Annotated in this window: 19 protein-coding genes; 2 read left to right on the forward strand and 17 right to left on the reverse strand. The window is 68.1% G+C overall.

Going from position 1 to position 18993, the window contains the following annotated elements; genetic code table 11:
- Nucleotides 1-101: 101 nt before the first annotated feature.
- The 14 genes from GF399_05550 to GF399_05615 form a co-directional block, all read right to left on the reverse strand.
- Nucleotides 102-839, reverse strand: a complete 738-nt coding sequence (locus GF399_05550; GenBank protein MBD3399780.1) for a hypothetical protein — start codon at nucleotides 837-839, stop codon at nucleotides 102-104.
- A gap of 984 nt (nucleotides 840-1823) precedes the next feature.
- The gene (locus GF399_05555) at nucleotides 1824-2759 is read right to left on the reverse strand and encodes a hypothetical protein (protein MBD3399781.1); all 936 of its coding nucleotides are present in this window, start codon (nucleotides 2757-2759) and stop codon (nucleotides 1824-1826) included.
- A gap of 3 nt (nucleotides 2760-2762) precedes the next feature.
- Nucleotides 2763-3578: a hypothetical protein gene (locus GF399_05560; protein ID MBD3399782.1), complete on the reverse strand. Its 816-nt coding sequence runs from the start codon at nucleotides 3576-3578 to the stop codon at nucleotides 2763-2765.
- Between the two features lie 3 nt (nucleotides 3579-3581).
- Nucleotides 3582-3923 carry an HIT domain-containing protein gene (locus GF399_05565; protein ID MBD3399783.1) on the reverse strand — a complete coding sequence of 114 codons (342 nt, stop codon included), beginning with the start codon at nucleotides 3921-3923 and terminating at the stop codon, nucleotides 3582-3584.
- 38 nt (nucleotides 3924-3961) lie between these two features.
- Nucleotides 3962-4744: an RsmE family RNA methyltransferase gene (locus GF399_05570; protein ID MBD3399784.1), complete on the reverse strand. Its 783-nt coding sequence runs from the start codon at nucleotides 4742-4744 to the stop codon at nucleotides 3962-3964.
- Between the two features lie 13 nt (nucleotides 4745-4757).
- Entirely contained in the window at nucleotides 4758-5624 is an 867-nt protein-coding gene (locus GF399_05575; protein MBD3399785.1) for an SH3 domain-containing protein, read from the reverse strand.
- Complete coding sequence (locus GF399_05580) at nucleotides 5624-6469, reverse strand: inositol monophosphatase (GenBank protein ID MBD3399786.1); 846 nt, start codon at nucleotides 6467-6469, stop codon at nucleotides 5624-5626. The genes GF399_05575 and GF399_05580 overlap by 1 nt, the downstream gene beginning before the upstream one ends.
- 191 nt (nucleotides 6470-6660) lie before the next feature.
- Complete coding sequence (locus GF399_05585) at nucleotides 6661-8610, reverse strand: hypothetical protein (protein MBD3399787.1); 1950 nt, start codon at nucleotides 8608-8610, stop codon at nucleotides 6661-6663.
- Between the two features lie 303 nt (nucleotides 8611-8913).
- Nucleotides 8914-9663, reverse strand: a complete 750-nt coding sequence (locus GF399_05590) for a hypothetical protein (protein ID MBD3399788.1) — start codon at nucleotides 9661-9663, stop codon at nucleotides 8914-8916.
- Nucleotides 9664-9771: 108 nt separating this feature from the next.
- Nucleotides 9772-10314, reverse strand: coding sequence for a hypothetical protein (locus tag GF399_05595; protein MBD3399789.1), 543 nt, complete (start codon nucleotides 10312-10314; stop codon nucleotides 9772-9774).
- Between the two features lie 492 nt (nucleotides 10315-10806).
- The gene (locus tag GF399_05600) at nucleotides 10807-11091 is read right to left on the reverse strand and encodes a hypothetical protein (protein MBD3399790.1); all 285 of its coding nucleotides are present in this window, start codon (nucleotides 11089-11091) and stop codon (nucleotides 10807-10809) included.
- Nucleotides 11092-11095: 4 nt separating this feature from the next.
- On the reverse strand, nucleotides 11096-11887 hold the full coding sequence (locus GF399_05605; protein ID MBD3399791.1) for an AAA family ATPase: 792 nt from the start codon (nucleotides 11885-11887) through the stop codon (nucleotides 11096-11098).
- Nucleotides 11888-11931: 44 nt separating this feature from the next.
- Nucleotides 11932-12546 carry a hypothetical protein gene (locus tag GF399_05610; GenBank protein ID MBD3399792.1) on the reverse strand — a complete coding sequence of 205 codons (615 nt, stop codon included), beginning with the start codon at nucleotides 12544-12546 and terminating at the stop codon, nucleotides 11932-11934.
- Nucleotides 12547-12552: 6 nt separating this feature from the next.
- Nucleotides 12553-12873 (reverse strand): hypothetical protein, encoded by a 321-nt coding sequence (locus GF399_05615; GenBank protein ID MBD3399793.1) that lies wholly within the window; start codon nucleotides 12871-12873, stop codon nucleotides 12553-12555.
- 212 nt (nucleotides 12874-13085) lie between these two features.
- On the opposite strand from GF399_05615, the gene GF399_05620 reads away from it, so the two are divergent.
- Nucleotides 13086-13502 (forward strand): hypothetical protein, encoded by a 417-nt coding sequence (locus GF399_05620; protein ID MBD3399794.1) that lies wholly within the window; start codon nucleotides 13086-13088, stop codon nucleotides 13500-13502.
- Between the two features lie 45 nt (nucleotides 13503-13547).
- On the forward strand, nucleotides 13548-13721 hold the full coding sequence (locus GF399_05625) for a hypothetical protein (GenBank protein MBD3399795.1): 174 nt from the start codon (nucleotides 13548-13550) through the stop codon (nucleotides 13719-13721).
- A gap of 401 nt (nucleotides 13722-14122) precedes the next feature.
- Here the strand turns inward: GF399_05625 and GF399_05630 are convergent, their stop codons facing one another.
- The 3 genes from GF399_05630 to queD all read right to left on the reverse strand — a co-directional run bounded on the left by GF399_05630 (nucleotide 14123) and on the right by queD (nucleotide 18821).
- Nucleotides 14123-17338 carry a hypothetical protein gene (locus GF399_05630; GenBank protein MBD3399796.1) on the reverse strand — a complete coding sequence of 1072 codons (3216 nt, stop codon included), beginning with the start codon at nucleotides 17336-17338 and terminating at the stop codon, nucleotides 14123-14125.
- Nucleotides 17339-17710: 372 nt separating this feature from the next.
- Nucleotides 17711-18370, reverse strand: coding sequence for a hypothetical protein (locus GF399_05635; protein MBD3399797.1), 660 nt, complete (start codon nucleotides 18368-18370; stop codon nucleotides 17711-17713).
- 49 nt (nucleotides 18371-18419) lie between these two features.
- Nucleotides 18420-18821 (reverse strand): 6-carboxytetrahydropterin synthase QueD, encoded by a 402-nt coding sequence (gene queD, locus GF399_05640; GenBank protein ID MBD3399798.1) that lies wholly within the window; start codon nucleotides 18819-18821, stop codon nucleotides 18420-18422.
- Between the last annotated feature and the right edge of the window lie 172 nt (nucleotides 18822-18993).

Here is an 18993-nt window from a genome sequence, read left to right on the forward strand (position 1 = left end):
CGGTCCGCTCCGGCGGCGTCACGCTTCTTGCAGCGCCCCGGCCGCCCGTCGGCGTCCGGGGCGGCAACAAGCGCGCCGCCGCCTTGGGTTGTCGTGTTTTCTCAGTCCCGGCGGTGGGTGAACAGGCCGCGGGCGATCAGCCAGACCCCGGTGGTGGCGCCGGTGAAGCCGAGGAGGATCAGCAGGAAGCCCAGGGCGCCGAGGAAGTTGGCGAAGCTGGCGATCAACAGGGCTCCCAGACCACCCAGGCCGAGGCCCAGGGTCAGCGGCGGGCCGAGGATGAGGGCCAGGGCCTTGAGCGGAGCGGGTTTCCGGCCCTCGAAGGCCTGCAGCACGGCCATGAAGGCGTTGAAGCCCAGGTAGATGACGGGGAGCAGAACGAGGAACAGCAGGCACTCGGCGTAGGTGCCGATCCGGCCGAGTTCGAGCAGCAAGTTCCAGGGATCGATGCTGAAGGCCAGGCGCTCCAGGGAGCCCAGGGTTTCGGCGAAGCCGCCGGTGAACCAACTGGTCACCCAGGGCAGGCCGAGGTACAGCCAGGCCAGCAGCAGGGCCTTGAGCAGGAAGACGCCGAGGTCGCGGGGCTTGAGGGGGTGGGGCTCGTAATCAACTATTCCCAGGGCCCCGGCGGGGTGGCCGAAGAGCAGCAGGCCGCTCAGGGCGCCGACGGCGACGCCGAGCCAACGGACGAGGTCGCCGCTGGGCAGGGCCGCCGCCGGGGCGGCCAGCAGGAACCAGGCTCCCAGTCCGGTCAGGGCGGCGCCGAGGAGGCCCAGCGGGGGGATGAAGCCGGCCCAAGCGTTACCTTGATTGGAGTGGTATGTCGGGTCCTCGTTCATGATTCTACTCCCGGGCTGGGCTTCGGCGGGTTGGACGAGGCGGCCGGTGTGCACGGCCCGGGCCTCGTGGCAACGCACCCGGTCGGTAAGCCAGATCTACCCCCGCCGCAGCTCCATCCGCCGGCAGGTCAAGGGGCGGCAGTTGTCCTCGATCCGCTGCGGCGGCGGGCGGCGATCTGATCGGCGTTCATCGCGCCGGCTGGGTGGATTCCGACTCTACAGTATACCATCCGAGCTTATTTTATCCTCAGTCCGTCCTTCTTGTCCAGCGGTGACCGGGCGGGGTAAGGGAACGGGAACGGCGCCCGCCGTTCCCGTAAAGGATAAGGGATACCTTAACGCTTATGGATCATCATATATTGTGATTGTCTTGTAGTTACGAGAGTTACCAGGATACTATCCTGCCACAAGTAAAGGCGGCGCTGTGGCCGCCGGCTCAAAGGGTAATCCCGCCAGGCGCGTCAAGTGTGCGAAGCGCAACTACCGCTATCACTAAGGTTAGGCGACGGGCGGCGGATGTGCGAGCGCCGTAGAACAGCGCGAGTTGATCGCCGCGCTGTTGTGGCTTGAACTAACCGCGGTCCGAGCGGCCAACAAGGTCGGCGTCCATCCCAACACATTCGGCAAGTACTAGCGTATCGTCGCCGATCGGGAGGCCGAGCTGGACTCGAGCGTCTACTCCGACGGTTCGAAGGTCTGTAACTAGCCGTCACTCAATGGATTACATCACAAGCGCATCAACCCTGGCAAGGCCCTGGTCAATGGCAGGGTGCATATCAAGGGCCTCGAGAGCTTCCGGGGCTACGCCAAACACCGCCTAATATCCGACCACGGCGTCTTAAAGCGCACCTTCAGGCTCTTTATCAGGGAAGGGTCGTTCAGCTTCAACCAAAGAATCGATCCCGGCAGGCTAGACTACTCCAACAACAGCCTGATTGGTCCATGATCGTGTGTGATCCCAAGGATAATCGAGTCCGGGAGTGGTCATTCCAGCGTCGGCGTAGGATCCTCGATCTCGGCCTCGGTCTGATCGGCGTAGGCGTCGAGCTCGGCGACCAGCTCGGAGTCGATGAACACTCGGGTTTGGTTGCGCAGTTCGTCCATGTAGGCCAGCAGGGTCTCGCGGATAATCTCGCTTTCGGCCTTGTCCTTGAGGCGATCGAAGCCGACACCGCCGGGTTCGAGGTAATCGCCCTCCTCGACGCGGTCCTTGACCACGATCACGGCGTAGCGCAGTCCGCCGGCGACGCGGTAGGGGATGACCTCGGAGACGGTGTCCAGGGGCAGCTCCCAGGCCGCTTGCCAGATCTCGGGCTTGAGCCGGGTCTCGTTGAGGTAGCCCCGATCACCGCCCTGGGCCTGACTGGCTCCCAGGCTCCAGAGCTGGGCCTGCTCGCGGAAGTTGGAGCCGTCGGCAGCCAGCTTGTCCCGGATCAGCATCTCGGCGGACTCCCGGTCCTCACGCTCGATGATCCAGAGCCAGACCTGGGGCTCCCGGGAGCGGTACTCTTCCTGGTGCTCCTCGTAGTAGGCGACGGCGTCGGCTTCGGTCACCACGGGCAGCTCGTTGATGACCTCGCGCTCGATCAGCTCCTGGCGCAGGATACGCGTGGCGTAGCGCTCGATCTGCCAGGCGATGTCGGGTTCCTTGTTGATCCCCAGGCGCACGGCCTCCTGGCGGGCCAACTGGTCGTTGATCCAGTCGTTGACCACGCTCTCCATCGAGGGGAAGTAGAGACTGGCCTGACGGGCCTCGATCTGCAGTTGTTGGGCGCGTTGTCGGGTCAGGACGGTGTCGCCGACCCGGGCGACGACGGCCTCGCCGTGGGTCAGGTCGGTCCGTTCACCACCGCAGCCGGTCAGCAGGACGGCGCCGAGGAGACAGCTGAACAGGATGCAGCGCAAGTATCGTTGGGTCATCGCTCAGTCGCTTTTGTTGGAGGGGGTGGAGGTTGGAGGGTCGATTTCGGGGTTGCGGCGGCTCAGTTCTACGGCCCGGGCGTGCTCCCCCGGGGTCAGGCCGCCGGCGGCGACCTCCAGGCCCAGTTCGGCGGCCAGCTCGGCGGCCAGGCGTTCGACAAAACGGCTACGTGAAGCCCCGGGAATGAGTTCCAGCACGGCGACGGGCTCGCCGACCTCGGCGGCTCCGGGGATCAGCTCATCGAGCAGTCCCGGGGGCTGGGGCTCCCAGACAATCGATGAGTGGTGGAGCAGGGCGTCGACGCCGCCGGGCGGGGCTTTGCGCCGCCGCTGGGCGCTGCCGGCGATCTTGACGCCGTCGACGCCGACATCGCATTCGGTCAGGCGGGCGAAGCAGTCGTAACCCGGCCGCAGGCGCCGGGGCAGGGGGGCGGCCTTGGAGCCCACTTCGGCCGCGACGCCGAGTTCGGCCAGGGCCGCGGCCTGGGCCGCTGAGACGGCGCGGTAGCTTTCCCGCACCCCGCGGGGCAGTAGCTGTTGGGGGGCCACCAGGCAGCCGGTGACGTCGCCGTAATGGAAGACGGCGCCCCCGCCGGTTATTCGACGGACGACCTCGACCCCGCGGCGGCGGCAGGCCGCCCGGTCGACCATCGCCGCGGGCTGGAAGTGGCCGAGGGTGATCCCCGGCGGCTCCCAGGTGTAGAGGCGCAGGGTCGGCGGGGCCGTCCCGGCCAGCACGGCCTCGAACAGCGCCTCGTCGACGGCCATGTTCCAGGCCGCCTCCCGGGGTTCATCGATGAGCAGTCGCAGACGGGACACGCGCTAACCCGGGGGCCAGTTGAGCGCCCGGCCGCCCAGCAGGTGGACGTGGAGGTGATCGACACTCTGGCCGCCGTCGCGGCCCTGGTTGATCACCAGCCGATAGCCGTCTTCCTCCAGACCCAACTCCCGGGCCAGCACCACGGTCCGGGCCAGCAGGCGACCGAGGAGTTCGGGGCGCTCGGCGGTTTCGGCGACGCCGCCGATGTGCTCCCGAGGGATGACCAGCACGTGGGTCGGCGCCTTGGGGTTGATGTCGCTGAAGGCGTAGAACTCGTCGTCGGTGTGGATCTCCTCGGAGGGGATCTCGCCGGCGACGATCTTGCAGAAGATGCAGTCGGTCAAAATTACTCCAGTGGGTTGAAGGGGAGTCCCGCAGGTGATCAGTGATACTCCTCCAAGGCTCCCAGGCCGATCAGGGCGGCGACGACGGCGGTGACGCCGGCTACCTCGCTGCGCAGCAGGCGCTCGCCCAGGCTGGCCTCCAGGCAGCCGTGCTCCAGGGCGGCCTCGCGCTCGGCGGGGGAGAAATCGCCCTCGGGTCCGATCAGCAGGGCCAGCCGGTCGCCCTCCCCGAGCTGCAAGCCCTCGACGAGGCGGTCCAGGCCCGGCGCCCCGCGACGGGGGGTCAGCATGACCTTGTGGTTACAGGCGCCGCAACGCAGGGCGACGGCGGTGTCCACCGGGGCGCCGACCAGGGGCGTCACGCTGCGTTCGCTGACCTTGGTCTCCTCCCAGGCGATGCGCTGCCAGCGGGAGAGGTACTCGGGCAGCCGCTCGCGGTTGGGTCGGGCGACGCTGCGCTCGCAGAGCAACGGGATGACGGCGGAGACGCCCAACTGGACGGCCATCGCCAGGGCCGTCTCGAAGCGGCGGTGCTTGATCAGGGCCTGATAGAGGATGATTCGGCGGGTCAGCTCCCCCAGGTCGCGCGCCGTCTCCTCGAGATCCACCGCCAGGCCGTGGGCGGTCAGCTTGGCGATGGTCCCCCTGGCGGTCAGGCCGCGGCCGTCAACGAGGGCCAGGCCGTCGCCGGGGCGCAGGCGGCGCACCCGCAGGGCGTGATGAGCCTCGGTGCCCTCGAGCTCGATCCGCTGACCGGCCGTCAACGGGCCCTCGTAGCGGAAACGGGGCAGGAAGGCGAAGCGCTCTTGGATATCGGGCATGGGCCTCCGGGTGCTAGAGCTGTTCCCGGCGTTCGTCGGCCCGTCGCGCGCCGGCGGGATCGCCGTTGGCGTGGTAGGCCGCGCTCAGGTTACGGTAGGCCAGGGCCAGGGCCTCGTCGGCGACGCCGTCGCCGCCCTCGGGCCGGAGCTTGACGGCGCGTTCGAGGACGGCGATGGCCCGGGGATAATCCCCGGCGCGGATGCAGAACAGACCCAGGTTGTTGTGCCCCCAGAAGCTGTCCGGTCGCAGGGCGATGTAGTTTTCCCCGGCGGCGACGGCGTGCTTCCAGTCCTCGAGTTCGGCGTAGAGTTCGGCCAGCTCGAAATAGGCCCGGGCGTTCTCGTCGCAGCCGTTGAGGGCGGCCAGGTAGTAGTCGACGGCCTCGACGGTCTCACCGGCGGCCCGGGCGCTCTCGGCGGCGTCCAGGGCGGCCGCCGTCGACAGCCCGGCGGTCAGCTCCGGGTCGGGCTCGGGCAGCGCGAGGGTCCGCGGCGGGGCGGGTTCGCCGTTGCCCGGCGGCGCGACGTCCAGGGTCAGGAAGGAACCGAAGACGTAGCCCGTCTCCCCGGCGGCGGTGCGCACCTCGTACCAGGGCGCCTGGACACCCTCGTACTCGTCCAGGGGACCGGTTTCGATGATCTCGACACGGGCGCGGGCGGGCAACTGGCGCAGCACGGCGGCCTGGGTGTTCGGCTCGGCGCGCAGGTTGAGCGGTCCGTCCTCGACCTCGGCGTAGCGCTCGGCGACGGGGGGCGCCGTATCCGCCGGGGCCTCGCTCAGGTCGAGGGTGCCGTCGGCGGTGGTCCCGCCGTCACCGCCGTCGCAGGACAACGGCGCCAGCGCGGCGAGCAGTAGCGGCAGCAAACGCAGCGGGCGCATCAGGCGTCCTCCCCCGGTGGGCTCTCCTCACGGATGACGGCGGTCATCTGGTCGAAGATCAGACCGTTGCAGGCCAGGACCTCCAGACCGAAGGGGTCGTAACCCCGGCCGGAGAAGTCGCTGATCACCCCGCCGGCCTCGGTGATGAAGGAGGCCGCCGCCGTGGTGTCCCAGGGGTAGAGCTTGAGCTCCCAGAAGCCGTCGAAGCGCCCGCAGGCGACGTAACACAGGTCCAGGGCCGCCGAGCCCATCCGGCGCAGGGCCTGGGTGCAGTAGCTGAAGCGGGTGAAGTTGTCCAGGTTGTTGTTGCTGCTGGTGGCCAGGTCGTAGGGGAAGCCCGTGGCCAGCAGGGCTCGTCGCAGCTCGACCTGGCGGGAAACCCGGATCGGTTCCTCGTTGAGGAAGGCGCCCAGACCGCGGCCGCCGTGGAACATCTCGTCGCGCAGGGGATCGTAGACGGCGCCGACGGCGGGACGACCCTCGACCAGCAGGCCCACCGAAACGCAGAACACGGGCAGGCCGTGGGCGTAGTTGGTGGTCCCGTCGAGGGGGTCGATGACCCAGAGATAGGGTGGGCAGGGATCGGGCCGGGGAACCCGGCCGCCGGCGGTCTCCTCGGCCAGGACCTCATGGCCGGGAAAGCGCTGCGCCAGCAGCTCGAGAACCAGCTCCTCGGAGGCGTGATCGGCGTCGGTGACCAGATCGATCCGGCCCTTGTAGTCCACGCTGCGGGGTTCATCGAAGAGCCGGCGCAGTAGCTTGCCGGCCCGGCGGGCGATATCGACGGCTTCGGCGGCCAGCGGGGCGGCGGCGTCGCGGCTCAGCGGCGGGTGTTGGTCGTTCATCGTCGCTCGGTGGTCAGTACCGCTCTTGTCGGTTAACGGGCTCTCTTGTCCGACGGTTCCGACGGTAAGGGTGGGTGTTGGATTCGACCGCCCCCCGCTCGATGTAAAACGAACTCGCCCCGCGGGGCGGGTTGTCCACGAGCTGATGAAACTGAAAGGGACTGGGAGGAACGGTGGCGGCGCAGCCGTCGCTAATCCAATCCCGGCGGCGGTTCGGCGGCCGCCAGACGGCGGGAGCCGGCGACATCGAGACGAACCTGGGGATCGCGCCAGGAACCGCTGATGCGGAAGGGCTTGGCTCCCCAGCCCGAGTCGGTGCGGAACACCAGGACGCCGCGTTCGAGCATCCGCGCGCTCAATTCCGGGGGCAATTCGACGGTGCCGACGAGGTCCAGAGGACCGTCCCAACGGGCGCTGGCAGCGGGGTCGAGGTTAACACGCAGGTCGGGTGTCGTCAAGGTGATAGCGATGTCGCCGGCGTCGCCCAGCGCGGTGTTCCAACCGAGGATCAACCGGGCGTCGGCGATGTCCGGCGGGTCGGCGCCGGTATCGCACCAGCGCCAGAGAGCGGCCAGGGGCGGCGGTAGGGTTGACAGCGTCAGGTCCTCGACGACCAGTTGCAAATCGAGAGCGGCGACGGCGGAATCGACCCAGCGCAGCTCCAGGCCGCCCCGGCAAACGCCGGAGCGGGGTTCCAGCCCCGGAGTGTCGAAGCCGAAGGCGTTGAACAGCTCGGCGGGCAGGCCCCGCCAGGCGGCGCTGATACGTCGGCCCGTCGTACCGGCTCGCCAGTTCAGCTCGGCGGAACCGTCCGCTCGATTCAGGGTGAGAACGGCGCGGATATCGTCGCCGCCGCAAACCACCTCACCCTCAATATCCCCCAGGGTCCGCCCGTCCCAACGGGCGGCGGTGGATTCCACGGCAACGGTCAAGGGAGTGTGAGACGCCAGCAGCTCGGTGTACAACGAACCGAACGCTCTTTGCAGTTCAGCGCCCCAGAAGGCCAGTCCGTCAAGGGCGGCCCGCAGGTCGAGATCGGCGCCGACTAGACTAATCCCGTCGGCGGCGGCCTCGTAGTCGACGACACCGCCGCCCAGGTCCAGGCTGCCGCTGCCCTCGAGGCTTCCTGCCGGAGCCTTCAGCGAGCCGTCGAGGGCCAGGCCGGGGCCGTCGGCCAGTCGCAACTCGACGCCGCGGGCCGCGATAACCGGCGCCGGCGGCGTCCCCGGTGCGATTTCCAGACTCAACCCCAGCCGACCAGCCCCCGACGAGCCGAGGGGCAACAACGAGCGGGCGGCCGCGGCGACGTCCAGCTCCAGCTCGAGGTCGGCCCGGCTAAGTCCGGCGGCGTCACCGGCGAGATAACCGTGCCGGCCCAGCTCGAGCAGCCAGGCCGGGCCGTCCGCCGTCAGGCGCAACGACGGCAAACGGTAATACCCCGGTGCGCCGGGGCGCCGCAGCTCCAGAGCGGCAGCGGTTACACGCCAGCGATCCTCGCTCGGCCTGCCCCGGACCGCCAACCCGCCCCGGCCCTCGAAGGGGTAGTCGCCGAACAGGGAACGCAGTTCGGTAAACTCCACCGCGGGCGCGTACAGGAAGGGCGCGGAGCCCACGTCGATGTAGGCCAGCGAGGCCTCCGTCGCCAAACGGCCGAGCACCCGTTGCGCCGACACCAACCATGAAGATTCGCAGGTCAGCGTCCGCTCATTACCCGCCAGCTCGCCCGCGCCGTCGAGCAGCAGCCGACCGTTCCGCAAACAACCCCGCCAGGAGCCGTCCAGGAAGAAATCCGCTGGACCGTCGACGATCCCGGACAGGGATACATTGTTAACCCTGGAACTCTCCGCCAGACGCGCAACTAGCGGCAGCTCGTCCGCCGCGATCGAGCAGCCCTCGAGACTCAAGCCGTGCGGGGTCAGCGTCAGGGTTTCGCAGGTCGGTCCACCCAGGTTCACGCCGCCGAGGATCAAACCCAGCCCGATGTCCAGGCTCGCGCTGCGCCACTCCAGCTCCCCACCCGCCGCCGCGAACGTCGCCGCGAGTTCCTCCGCCCGCTCCTCGGCCGGCTCGCACAGGCGCGGCAGCACCAGGACGGCGGCGAAGAGCAGCGTCGCGACGAGCAAAAATAATAGCGGCTTCATCCGCGGCACGGACAACCCATCCGGAATGATGACCCGATTATTATAACACGGGAGCCCGGCCGCGGGTTACGCCGGGCCCCGGAGCCTGCCGCTGTCCCACCGCTCTGAGCCGGCACGGTTTTTGCGGAGGCGGACCGTTACTGTCGTTTCAACGGTCGCCGAGATGCAAAAACCGTGCCGGCTCAGAGCGGTGGGGGTACAGCGCAAAGGGAGGTCGATCGCGGCCGGGCTCCCGTGATACCGCTCACGGTTAGAAAAAAGACGGGCACAGCCCGTCCTGTGTGTCGTCAAGCTGCGGGGTAACTAGTCGACCTCGGGGAGGTTGAAGACGTCGGCCAGGGTGCGCCACTTGCCGCCGGCGTAGACGTAGTCGGCGGGGCCGATCTTGTGTTGGCGCATGTTCTTGATCAGGGTGGGGTAATCCATCGGCTTGGCGGCCCACTGCAGTCCGCGCAGGAAGACGTGTATGCCCGCGGCGGGCAGGTCGGCCGGACGCTCGGGCAGGTAGCCGTCATCGAGTCCGGGTGGCGGGGGGAGCTCTTCGCTGGGCTCGGCGGGCTTGCGGTCGTCGATGGCCTTCTGCTCGTGTCGGGTGGGGGGCTCGGGAGGGGCTTCGGCTTTCTCCGCGGCGGGCTTGGGCTTCTGCGCTTCGGGCGGGGGTTTCTTCTCCGGCTTGGGTTTGGATTCGGTCGTCGGCGGCGGGGTGACCTTGGTCCGGCTGGGGATAATGACCTTGGTCCGTTTGTGTTCGGCGGCTTTGTCGGCGTTGGGCTTGGGCGGTGGTTTCCGGGTCGTTTTGGCGGATTTCTTGGGTTTGGGAGCCGGAGCGCGACCGTCGGCCTTGGCCGCCGGACGGCGGTAACCGCACTTGTCGCATTCGGCCTGACCGGCCTTGATGGTGCCGCCGCACTCGGGGCAGACCAGGGGCAGCTCGAGGTCGTCGTTCTTTTCGGCGGTCGCCGGGTCGAGAACGGCGCCGCAGTACTTGCACCTGTCGGCGTCGGCGGCGATGCTGCGGCCGCAATCGGGGTTGGGGCAGACGCGATTGGTCATAGGTGGAAGGGGGGTCGAGCGTGGTAAAGGCGGGCCTGACGGCTCCGCCGAGACTAGCAGAAATCGGTTAGCCGGAGGTTCGCGCGGATCGGCTTGTTACGCGTCCTCTCAGGCCGGGACGTCGCCCAGGCTGCGCCGGGCGGCGTTGAGGGTGTTGACGAAGGTGTCGGGCTTGGCCACCCGTTGGAGAGTGGTGATGCCGAATTCGCCTTCCTTGGTGATCATCAGGCGGCTACCCGAGGAGACCTGGGTGAGGATGTTGATATCGGAGTGGGATTTGCCCGGGCTGAGCTGCTCGGCGCGGACGATCTCGCGCAACGGGATGGCCCAGGCGACTTCGCTGCTGTAGGGCTCGGTCATCACCACGCGGGTGTCGGTGACGGCGTAGCAGGGTAGGGACCAGCGGATGATCAGGATATTGACGATGAAGGGCAGAACGAGAATCCAGAGCACGTACATCGACAGGTCGAGGTAGATGCCGTTGGCCTCGAGGATATCGATTAAGTAGTGATTGAGAAAACTGGCGGCCAGGATGATCGCGATCATGACGACGGAGAAGATAATGCCCACGCCGCGTTCGGTCCAGTGTTTGCGCTGCTTGAGCATGATCATTTCGAATGCGAAGCCTTTTTTCGACTTCTTCTCTGCCACCATCAATCCTCCTTGTCGAGAGCCGTAAACGGTGCAGTCGCGACACTCGGGGTCGGTCCTTCACGCTGGGGAAGCGGTTCACAGACTCCGGGCGTCGCGCCCGGGATGAACGATTACCAGAATTTAAGGCCCGTAAAACGGGGAAGGGGCATTGGTCTAGCGAAGGCAAGCTCGACGGGTGGATGCTACCACTTGAAGCGCCGAGGCGCAAGCAGTAACGGCCGGTCAATCACAGCGCCCCGCCGACGGTGTCGGCCGGGTTTCGCCGTTCGTTCATCGAGGCTGAACCGGATCGGTTGGCCGGTGGTAGAGATCCCGCCGTCATCCACCACGGATTGGTACTACGGATCGGGTTCGGGGCGCGTTCGAAGGGGCCGGCCAGCGATTCGAAGCGAACCGATAACGGGAGAAACATGAGACCGGCGGCGCCCGCGATGATTATAGCTCAAAAGAACGTTTTTGACGAGGCCCGGCTCTACGAATCATCTGGTTCTAGCCGGCGCCTCCGCCGAGGTGTTCCAGGGTCCGCAGTGCGGCGGCGAGGTCGAAGTTGCCCGCGGCGTCGATGAGTTCCTCGCCCAGGCCCCGTTCGGCCAACAGGCGGCCCAGGGCGGCCACGGCGGCGACCTCATCGGGGCCGAGGACCAGACTGGTGACCCCTTCGGGCAGGGGATTCTCGCCGAGCAGCACCCGGGAGGGATAGGTGCTGTAATCCTTCTCCGGCGGGTTTTCGATCCGCTTGGTGCCCAAATGCTTTTTGCGGCTACTGTCGGCCATGGGCTCAGTCCCCGTCTGCGTTCGTTTCTTTCCGGCCCAGACGCAGTAGGAGTTCGTCGGCCAGCTTGTCGTAATCGGCGGCGCCGTAGGAGTAGGGGGCGTGCTCGAAGATGGTGGCGCCGAAGCTGGGCGCTTCCTTGATCTGGGTGTTGGTGCGGATGATCGTCGCGGTGACCGGAGCGTCACCGTCGGTGCCGAAGTGCTCGCTGACCAGGCGCAGGATGGCCCGGGAGATGCGGGTTCGGCGATCGTAGAAGGTCGGCACGACGCCGAGGATCCCCGGCGGATCGCCGTCGACGGTGCGGATGCTGCGGATGTGGTTGATCGATTCCACCCCGGCGACCGCGGACATGTAGTCCATCGAAATGGGCACCAGTACCCAATCGACGAAGCGCAGCACACTGAAGGTCAACGGATCGTAGGACGGCGGGCAGTCGAAGATCAGGAAGTCGCAGGACGGACGTTCCCGCTCGACGGCCCGGCTGAACAGGCGGCTGATCACTCCGGCGCCGCGTTCTTCGGGTCCCAGACGCTCCACTTTCTCCTGCAGCCCCGTCCCGGCGGTGATCACGATCAGGTTGTTGCGCACCCGAACCAGGTCGGCCTCATGGCCGTCGAGGAGCTCGCTGAGGCCCCGGTAGGGCCGCAAGCGGAAGTAGTTGCCCACGCCGCCCTGGGGGTCGGCGTCGACGAGGATGACCCTGTGCCCCCGGGCCGCCAGGCAGCCGGCCAGATTGACCGAGGTGGTCGTCTTGCCGGTGCCGCCTTTGGCGATGAAGATACCGAGTCGCTCCATGGGTTCCTCGGGAATGCTAGGCGGAGATTGGCCGGTCGACCCTCTCAGCCGCCGAGCTCCTCCTCGATCGTCTGCTCGAGGAGATCATCGGTTGAAGCGCCGCCCATCTCCTCCTCGATGAGCTGATCGAGCTGCTCGTGGGAGGCCTCGTCGATGCGGTCGGCGGCGTAGTCCAGGTAGAGCTTGACGACCAGGGTGACCACGGCGACGCAGACGGCGATGATCGAGAGCAGCTTGACCGCGCCGCGGCCGCGGCGCCGCAGCGTGACCACCAGGGCGATGACGGCGACGGCCAGGGCGGTGATCGGCCAGACCAGGTAGGGTACGGTTCCGCGAAAAGCGATCAGGATCGTCGCCGCCCAGGCCGTCCAGACCACCGCGGGAAAGGGCGAGGCCACCGGGCCGCGCAGAAACAGGCCGCGTAGAACCTGGTTGGGGATGCGCTCGATCGCCAGCCGCCGGGCCCGGGCGGCCAGCTCGATGAACGCGATCGCGGTCAACGACAGGGCCAAGGCCGGCCAGAACCACGGCTCCAGGTAGAGCTCGAAGAAGATGTACATGAAGTAGTTGAGCGCCGCCAGCAGAGAGAACAGCGTGGCGCTCAACGCGGCCAGCGGCCAGGCCAGGGGGCGTCGAGTCGTCGGGTTGTCGTCGGGCATGCTTTCCTAGCCGGCGGCCTCGACCCCCGCCGCCGCCGTATCGACCTCGGCGGCGCAGGATCCGAAAGCCCCGGTGATGATCAGGATGGTGATGACGGCGATGACGGCCAGCCCCACGGTCCACCAGCTGAACACGGCGCCGGCCCTGGGCCACTCCCCGCCGAAACGCCGTCGACCGAACCACAGCAGCAATCCGGCGCCGACGAGGGCCAAAACCAACAGGATCAGGCCGTAAACCTCGGTGAAGGGCACCAACCCCAACAGGGCCCCCAGGGCGGCCAGGGTCAGCGCGGCCAGGCTCAATAAGCGCACCAGCCAGGACGGCATCGAGGGCTCCGTTCGGCCGAACCGGTGAAGGCTTGGGGAGCCGGAGCGGGTCGCCCCCGCCGCCCCGTCGGGAATCCTTAAAGTCACTGCACTTAGATTAACCGGCCGCGTCGCGGCTGTCAAGCGCGTGAGGGTTGTTAAACATCCCGCCCCCTTGCTATACTTACAGTACCCGTTTACAAGCGCCAAGGCCATAAAAGGAGAGGCGAGCGTTGAAAAAGGGTCTGTTGGGAATCTTCGGACGCAAGGGCGGCCGTCGGCTGCGCATCCTGGCCACCACGGCCGGCAGCGTCCCCGCGCGTAACAAAGGCGCCTACATCATCCACGTCGCCGAGGAACTCGGCGCCGAGCTGCTGGTGCTGCACGTCATTGAGGACGAGAGCCGCTGGCAGGACGGTGACTGGGCCCTCTCCCTCTACGACGTCAAGGGTGCCCGCATCAATGTGCGCACCCTGCTGCGCATCGGCAAGGCCCCCCAGGTCATCGCCCAGGTCGCCGAAGAGGAAGAGGTCGACGTCATCACCTTGGGGCTCTCCGCCGACAACCAGGCCCCCCTCGAGGTGATCACCGAACTATCCCGGATCACCCAGACACCGATCCTCCTCGTGCCGACACTCGAGGATTTTTAACACCTCACCAACCTATCCAGTCAGCGAGGGCACCCAGAGGGCATCATGTGGTCCGCCGCCGTCGTCATCGGCTTCCTCGGCTGGGTGGGCTGCGGTTTCGGGTTCATCCGCCGCGCCCTGACCCCCGAGCTGCGCTTCATCGGTCCCAAGGCCGCCTTCTGGGGCGGTCTGCTGCTGTTGTTCTGGGCCCTCTGGATCGTCGGCCTGACCCAGGCCTGAGGGCCTGGACCGGGTTCAAGGGCCAGGAATACCTCCTGGGAGCGTAGGATTCCGTCGAAGAAAGCGGGTGGTGTTATACGGTCGATGTAATCGCTCTTGAAAAAAGGAACCGGCGGCGCCTTCGCTGTATACATACTCCGTTTCACGCCAAACCCGGGTAGCCCCGGGGCTTTTTCTATTGCACCGGCAACGACAGCCCGGCCGTTGAAAAACAGCCCCGCTGACCGGGCTGACACCGTATCCACCCGGGGCCGGAACTGGCACGGTTTTTGCACATCGGCGACCGTTACCGACGATGATAACGGTTCGCCTCCGCAAAAACCGTGCCAGTTCCGGCCCTTTGCAGCGCGCCGGGTGTGTTCCTTCGAGCAGGGCTGTTTTTCAACGGCCGGGTGTGGAGGTCACTCCCCTTCCAGACGGCGCAGGTACTCGCGCACGGCCTGCCGGTATTCGGGGGGGAACATTCCGGGGTCGAGGCGTTCCCGGGCGGGTCGCAGCGGAGCGGTGTCTTCGGCGGGGGTGATCTCGAGGGGCGGCGGGGGCTCGACGGTGTAGGCGCCGGCGGTAGTGGATTCCCGGCGGCGGTCCAGCTCCTCGGTTTGCAGGGCCCGCTGGGCGTCGAGTAGTCGTCGATAGAGCTGCTGCTGCCCGCGTTCTACGCTGTCTCCGAGGGCGCCGGTTTCCAGTTCGTCGGCGATCTCACCGGCCTGACCGGCCATCTCGCCGAGGTCGCCGCGGCCGTTTCCGAGCTCGCCGTGGCGCTGTTGGAGATCGCGCAGTCCCTGGGCGATGGCGGCCTGCCGGGCGGCCAGGCTGCGCAGGTCCAGCGGACCGGGGCCGCTGGTGGGTTGGCCGCCCTGTCCGGCGGCGGCCTGTTGGGTGGCCTGGTTGAGCCCCTGCTGTTGGGCGGCCAGCTCGCCCAGGCGGGCCATCATCTCGGAGAGGCCGGTGGAGCTCTCGGCGCCGGCGGCGGTCTGTTGGAGTTCGAGTAGTTCGAGGGCCAGGTTGTTGAGGTCGGCCAGGTAACCGCGGTAGACCCGGGCGGGGGGCGGATCGCCCCCGGCGGCGCCGGCGGCGCTGTCATCCAGGCGTTGGGCCAGTCTGTCGAAGCGGCGCAGCAGGTCCTGATCGGCGAAGACGGTCTGGCGGTAGACGGCCTCGAGGCCGGCGGCGACGCGCCGTACCCCGGCGGCGATCTCGGCCTCGCGGGGCCCGAGGGATGCGCCGTCGCCGAGGGCGGCGGCCTCGACAACACCTTGTTGGCGTCGGGCCAGCAGAATCAGGGCGGCGATCTGCTCGGTCAGGACGCGCTGGAGTTGCTGGTGTTGAGCGCCGCGCAGCTCGGCCAGAGCGGAGGCCGTCTGAGAGGAGAACTCGCTCAGCGCCCCGGCGGTATGTTGGAGTTGGTTGGCGGAGGGGCGATCGGCGACGCCGGAGCGCTCCAGTTCATCGCCGGCGGCGGCGACCTGATCGCCGGCGCGCCGGAAGGCTTCGTCCTCGAGTTCGCCGAGCTTCCCGGCCACGGCGGCGGCCTGTTCGCTGAGGCTGCGGGCCTCGTCGGCGAGGTCATCCCCCTGCGCTTCGTCGGTTTGGGCCTGCGGATCGGTGGCTCGTTCGGCGGCCCGTTCGGCGGCTTCGGCGGCGCGTTGGACCAGCTCGGCCAGGCGTTGCTCGGCCTCGGCCCGTTGGAGCAACTCGCGCATCCGGTCGAGACCCTGCTCGAACTCCTCGCGGCTCTGGTCGAATTCCCGGGCCAGCTCCTCGATGTCGGCACGCTCGAGTTCACCCTCGACGGCGCGCTGCAGCTCGCTCAACCGGTCGCGCAACTCCTCGTCCAGGGCCTGGTGGAGCAGGCGCTGGACCTCGTTGAGCTTGTCCAGGGTCTCCGGGGTGATCAGGTTCTCCCGGGAGAGGGTCTCGGCGGCGGCCTCGAGGCGGCGCAGGGTTTCCTCGGCGTCGCTGACGACGCGCTCCTGTTCCTGCAGCAGCTCCTCGACGGCCCGGCGCTCCTCCCAGGAGACCTCCTCGGCGCCGCGGTTGCGCCGGGCCAGCTCCTCGGCGCGGTCGCTGAGACGGCGCTGGCGCTCCTCGAGTTCCTCGAGACGCTCCTGAGGCGCCTGGAAGGATTCGACCTCGACCAGCTCGTCGAGACCGGGAAAACGGACGACGAAGGGCGCCGAGACGCCGCTCTGCGGGCCGTCGACGGCGTTGCCGTCCCGGACGATCAGGCGGCAGAGCAGCTCGTCGCCGGGAAACAGCCCGGCCGCGCCGAGTTCCCAGCGATAGGCGACCCGGGCCGCGGGACCCAGGTTGTCGGCCACGGAGGTGCGCCGCGGCTCCCCCAGGCCGCCATCGGCGTCGCGCCGGCGGTGGACCAGCTCGAGGCCGGCCACGCCGTAGTCGTCAGCCACGCGGCAGACCACGGGCACGGCCATCTCGACGTCCAGTTCCCAAACGCCCCGGGGTTCGAGAAGTTCGACGGACGGCGGGGCGTCCTCGAGGGCGGCCAGGCGGTAATCCGCCGTGGCGCTCTCCAGGCCGTTGGCGGCGCTCAACTCCAGCCGCCAAAAGCCGTCGGCGAGGAGTCGGAAAGCGCCGCTGAGCCGACCACCGTCGGTAGCGGGCTCCAACTCCGGCGGGATTTCCTCGTCGCCGTTGACGATCAGCCGGGCCGCGGCGAGTCGCGGGGCGTAGACGGCGCTGAAGCCGATTCGGCTGCCGCGGGGCGCGACGACGGAACCCTCGCCCGCCGCCGGTTCGCGGGGTTCCAGACCGGTGTAGGCCGGAGGAACCACGCGCAGGCGCAGGTCTTCCAGCCGGGGCGTGGGCAGCAGCTCCAGCTTGTACGTCGCACTCACACCGGCGGTGTGGAGCACCCGGTACTCCAGGGGTTCAGTCAGCGGCGGCAGCTCGGCCGTATACTCGACCGCCGAATCCACGGCCCTCGTCAGCTCGAGCTCGCGCCAGGCCCCCCCACCGCGGGGGCGCAACTCCAACCGGGGCTCCCCGGGCGGGCGATCGAAGGTCGCCGAGACCACGACGACGCTGGCGGGCGCCAAACGAGCGTCACCGGGCTCGACGGCGGTGACCCGCGGCGGCGGTGGCGTCGTTGAGCCGCCGAAAAGTCCCCGCCAGCCCAGATCGTGGGCCGTCGGCGCCGCCAGGGCGAAGGCCAGATAAACCATGACCAACCCCGCCATCGCCAACCCCGGACGCCGCAAGGCCTCCGCCGGCGCCGCCTCCCGTAACTCGAAAGCCGCGGCCAGGCGCTGCGCCCGCCGTCGTTGCAGTACGACGAAGACGTCCTCTTCCTCCGCCAACTCCAAGGCCGTGGTCAACTCATCGCCCAGCTCGGGATATCGACTTTCGGCGCGCCGGGCCGCCGCGGCCAAATCCGTCGCCTCGACCTCGAAAGGCCTCAAGACATACGTCAACGCGGCGGCGCTCAGCAGCCAGCACGGCCACAAAACCCACCAAGGAGCTCCCGACGCCGCCAGGGCCACCACCACCGGCGCGGGCCCCCCGAAACAGAACAGGGCGACAAGGATCGTCCGCGCCGTGACCAACCACTTCAGGCGGCGTCGCAGGCTGCGCAACTGGGGAAAACGGAAGTCCACTTGAGATATCACCTCGACGGGCGACCTTTGAAAAACACTCTGGCGAATTCGATAACGCCTGACGGCTGAACCGCCGGAACTGGCACGGTTTTTGCATCTCGGCGCCCGTTCCGGACGCTGTCAACGGTTCGCCTCCGCAAAAACCGTGCCAGTTCCGGCGGGCGTGATCTGTGGGCGGTCCGCAATCGTGTTTTTCAAAGGTCGCCCGGCGGTTCCCTGAGTTTGCGGATCGGTTGGGCTCGGCGGGTTGACCTTGCCTGGAATAAACGTCCCGGACGGTTCTTTGGTTCGCTCGATCCCGGTGGGTATGCAGACGAAGCAAGCGGGGCGCGGACCGTCGCCGGTCGGTCCCGCCCCGGTTTGTTGGTGGAGCTACTCGACGAAGCGCGTGTCGAGAGCGACGTCGTTGGCGGCCAGCGCGGCCTTGAGCCGGCGGCAGCTCGGGCAGCGGCCGCACATCCGTCCCTCGGTGTCCGGGGTGCGGTAGCAGGAATAGATCAGCTCGAGGGGGTGACCGAGTTCGAGGAGGCGGGCGATGATCTCGCGTTTGCCGTTGTTGACCGTCGGCGCCGCGGCCTGGACCCGTCCGGCCGTGGCCAGGAAGATGAAGTGGTTGGCGGCTTCGAGGAAGGTGGCGGTGTTGTCGGCGAACTGCTCGGCCTCCTCGGCGTTGAGGCCCACGCCGACGGCGCTCAGTTTGAGCGCCTCGGCGAAGGCGGCGCCGATCGAGTACAGCAGGGCGTTGCGCGCCGGGACCCAGAGCTGGTCGATCCCGGCCTGGTCGTCGAGGGGGCCGTTGATCAACCCGCTGGAGAAGCTGATTTGCTGGTAGATATCGAGGTGGGTGCGGTAGAGTCGGACGCCGAAGCGTTGCGCCTGCTCGCCGGCGGTGATCAGCTCGCCGGGGGCGGCCTTCTGGCCGTAATCGACCCACAGGGCGGCGGCCAGATCACCGCGGCGGTGGAGTTCGGCGGCGGCGCCGTAGGAATCGAGCCCGCCGGAGAGCATCATCAGGGTCTGTGGCGTTTTCAACTCGGTTTCTCCTCGTCACCTGTGGGTCCGGGCGGTGGAGCGGGTCCTTTCAATCGAACAGGCGGTGCGGATCGGCCTGGGGTCGCCAGGTGGCGAAGGCCCGGGCCGATTCGTGAACCCGGACCTCGTAGATCCTTACCGGGGGTTCACGCCCGGCCAGGGCGGCGTCCAGCTCCTCAGCCAGGTGGCGGGCCAGGTTTTCGCTGGTCGGATTGCACTCGTCGAAGGGCGGAACCTCATTGAGCATCCGGTGGTCGAAGCGTTCCAACAGTCGGCGCAGCTCGGCTTTCAGCTCGCCGAAATCCAGGGCCAGACCGCGGTGGTCGAGCTCCCGGGCGGCCGCGGTGGCCTCGACGAGCCAGTTGTGACCGTGCAGCCGCTCGCAGGAACCACCGTACTCGCGCAGGGCGTGAGCGGCGGCGAAATCCGCTTTCACGGTTAACAGGTACATACGCCTCGTTTACGATCCGTAGTCACCGGTGTTGCGAACCCCCAACGCCGGCGGTACACCGATCCGCACAGCGCTGTGCAGGTCATGTTCTTCGGTGCAGGACCAGGCGGGTGGCGGCGGCGGCGGCGGCCGCCCGAGCGGCGGTGGACAGGTCGTCGGGAGGGACGCAGCA

Source organism: Candidatus Coatesbacteria bacterium, assembly GCA_014728225.1.
GTDB lineage: Bacteria > RBG-13-66-14 > RBG-13-66-14 > RBG-13-66-14 > RBG-13-66-14 > WJLX01.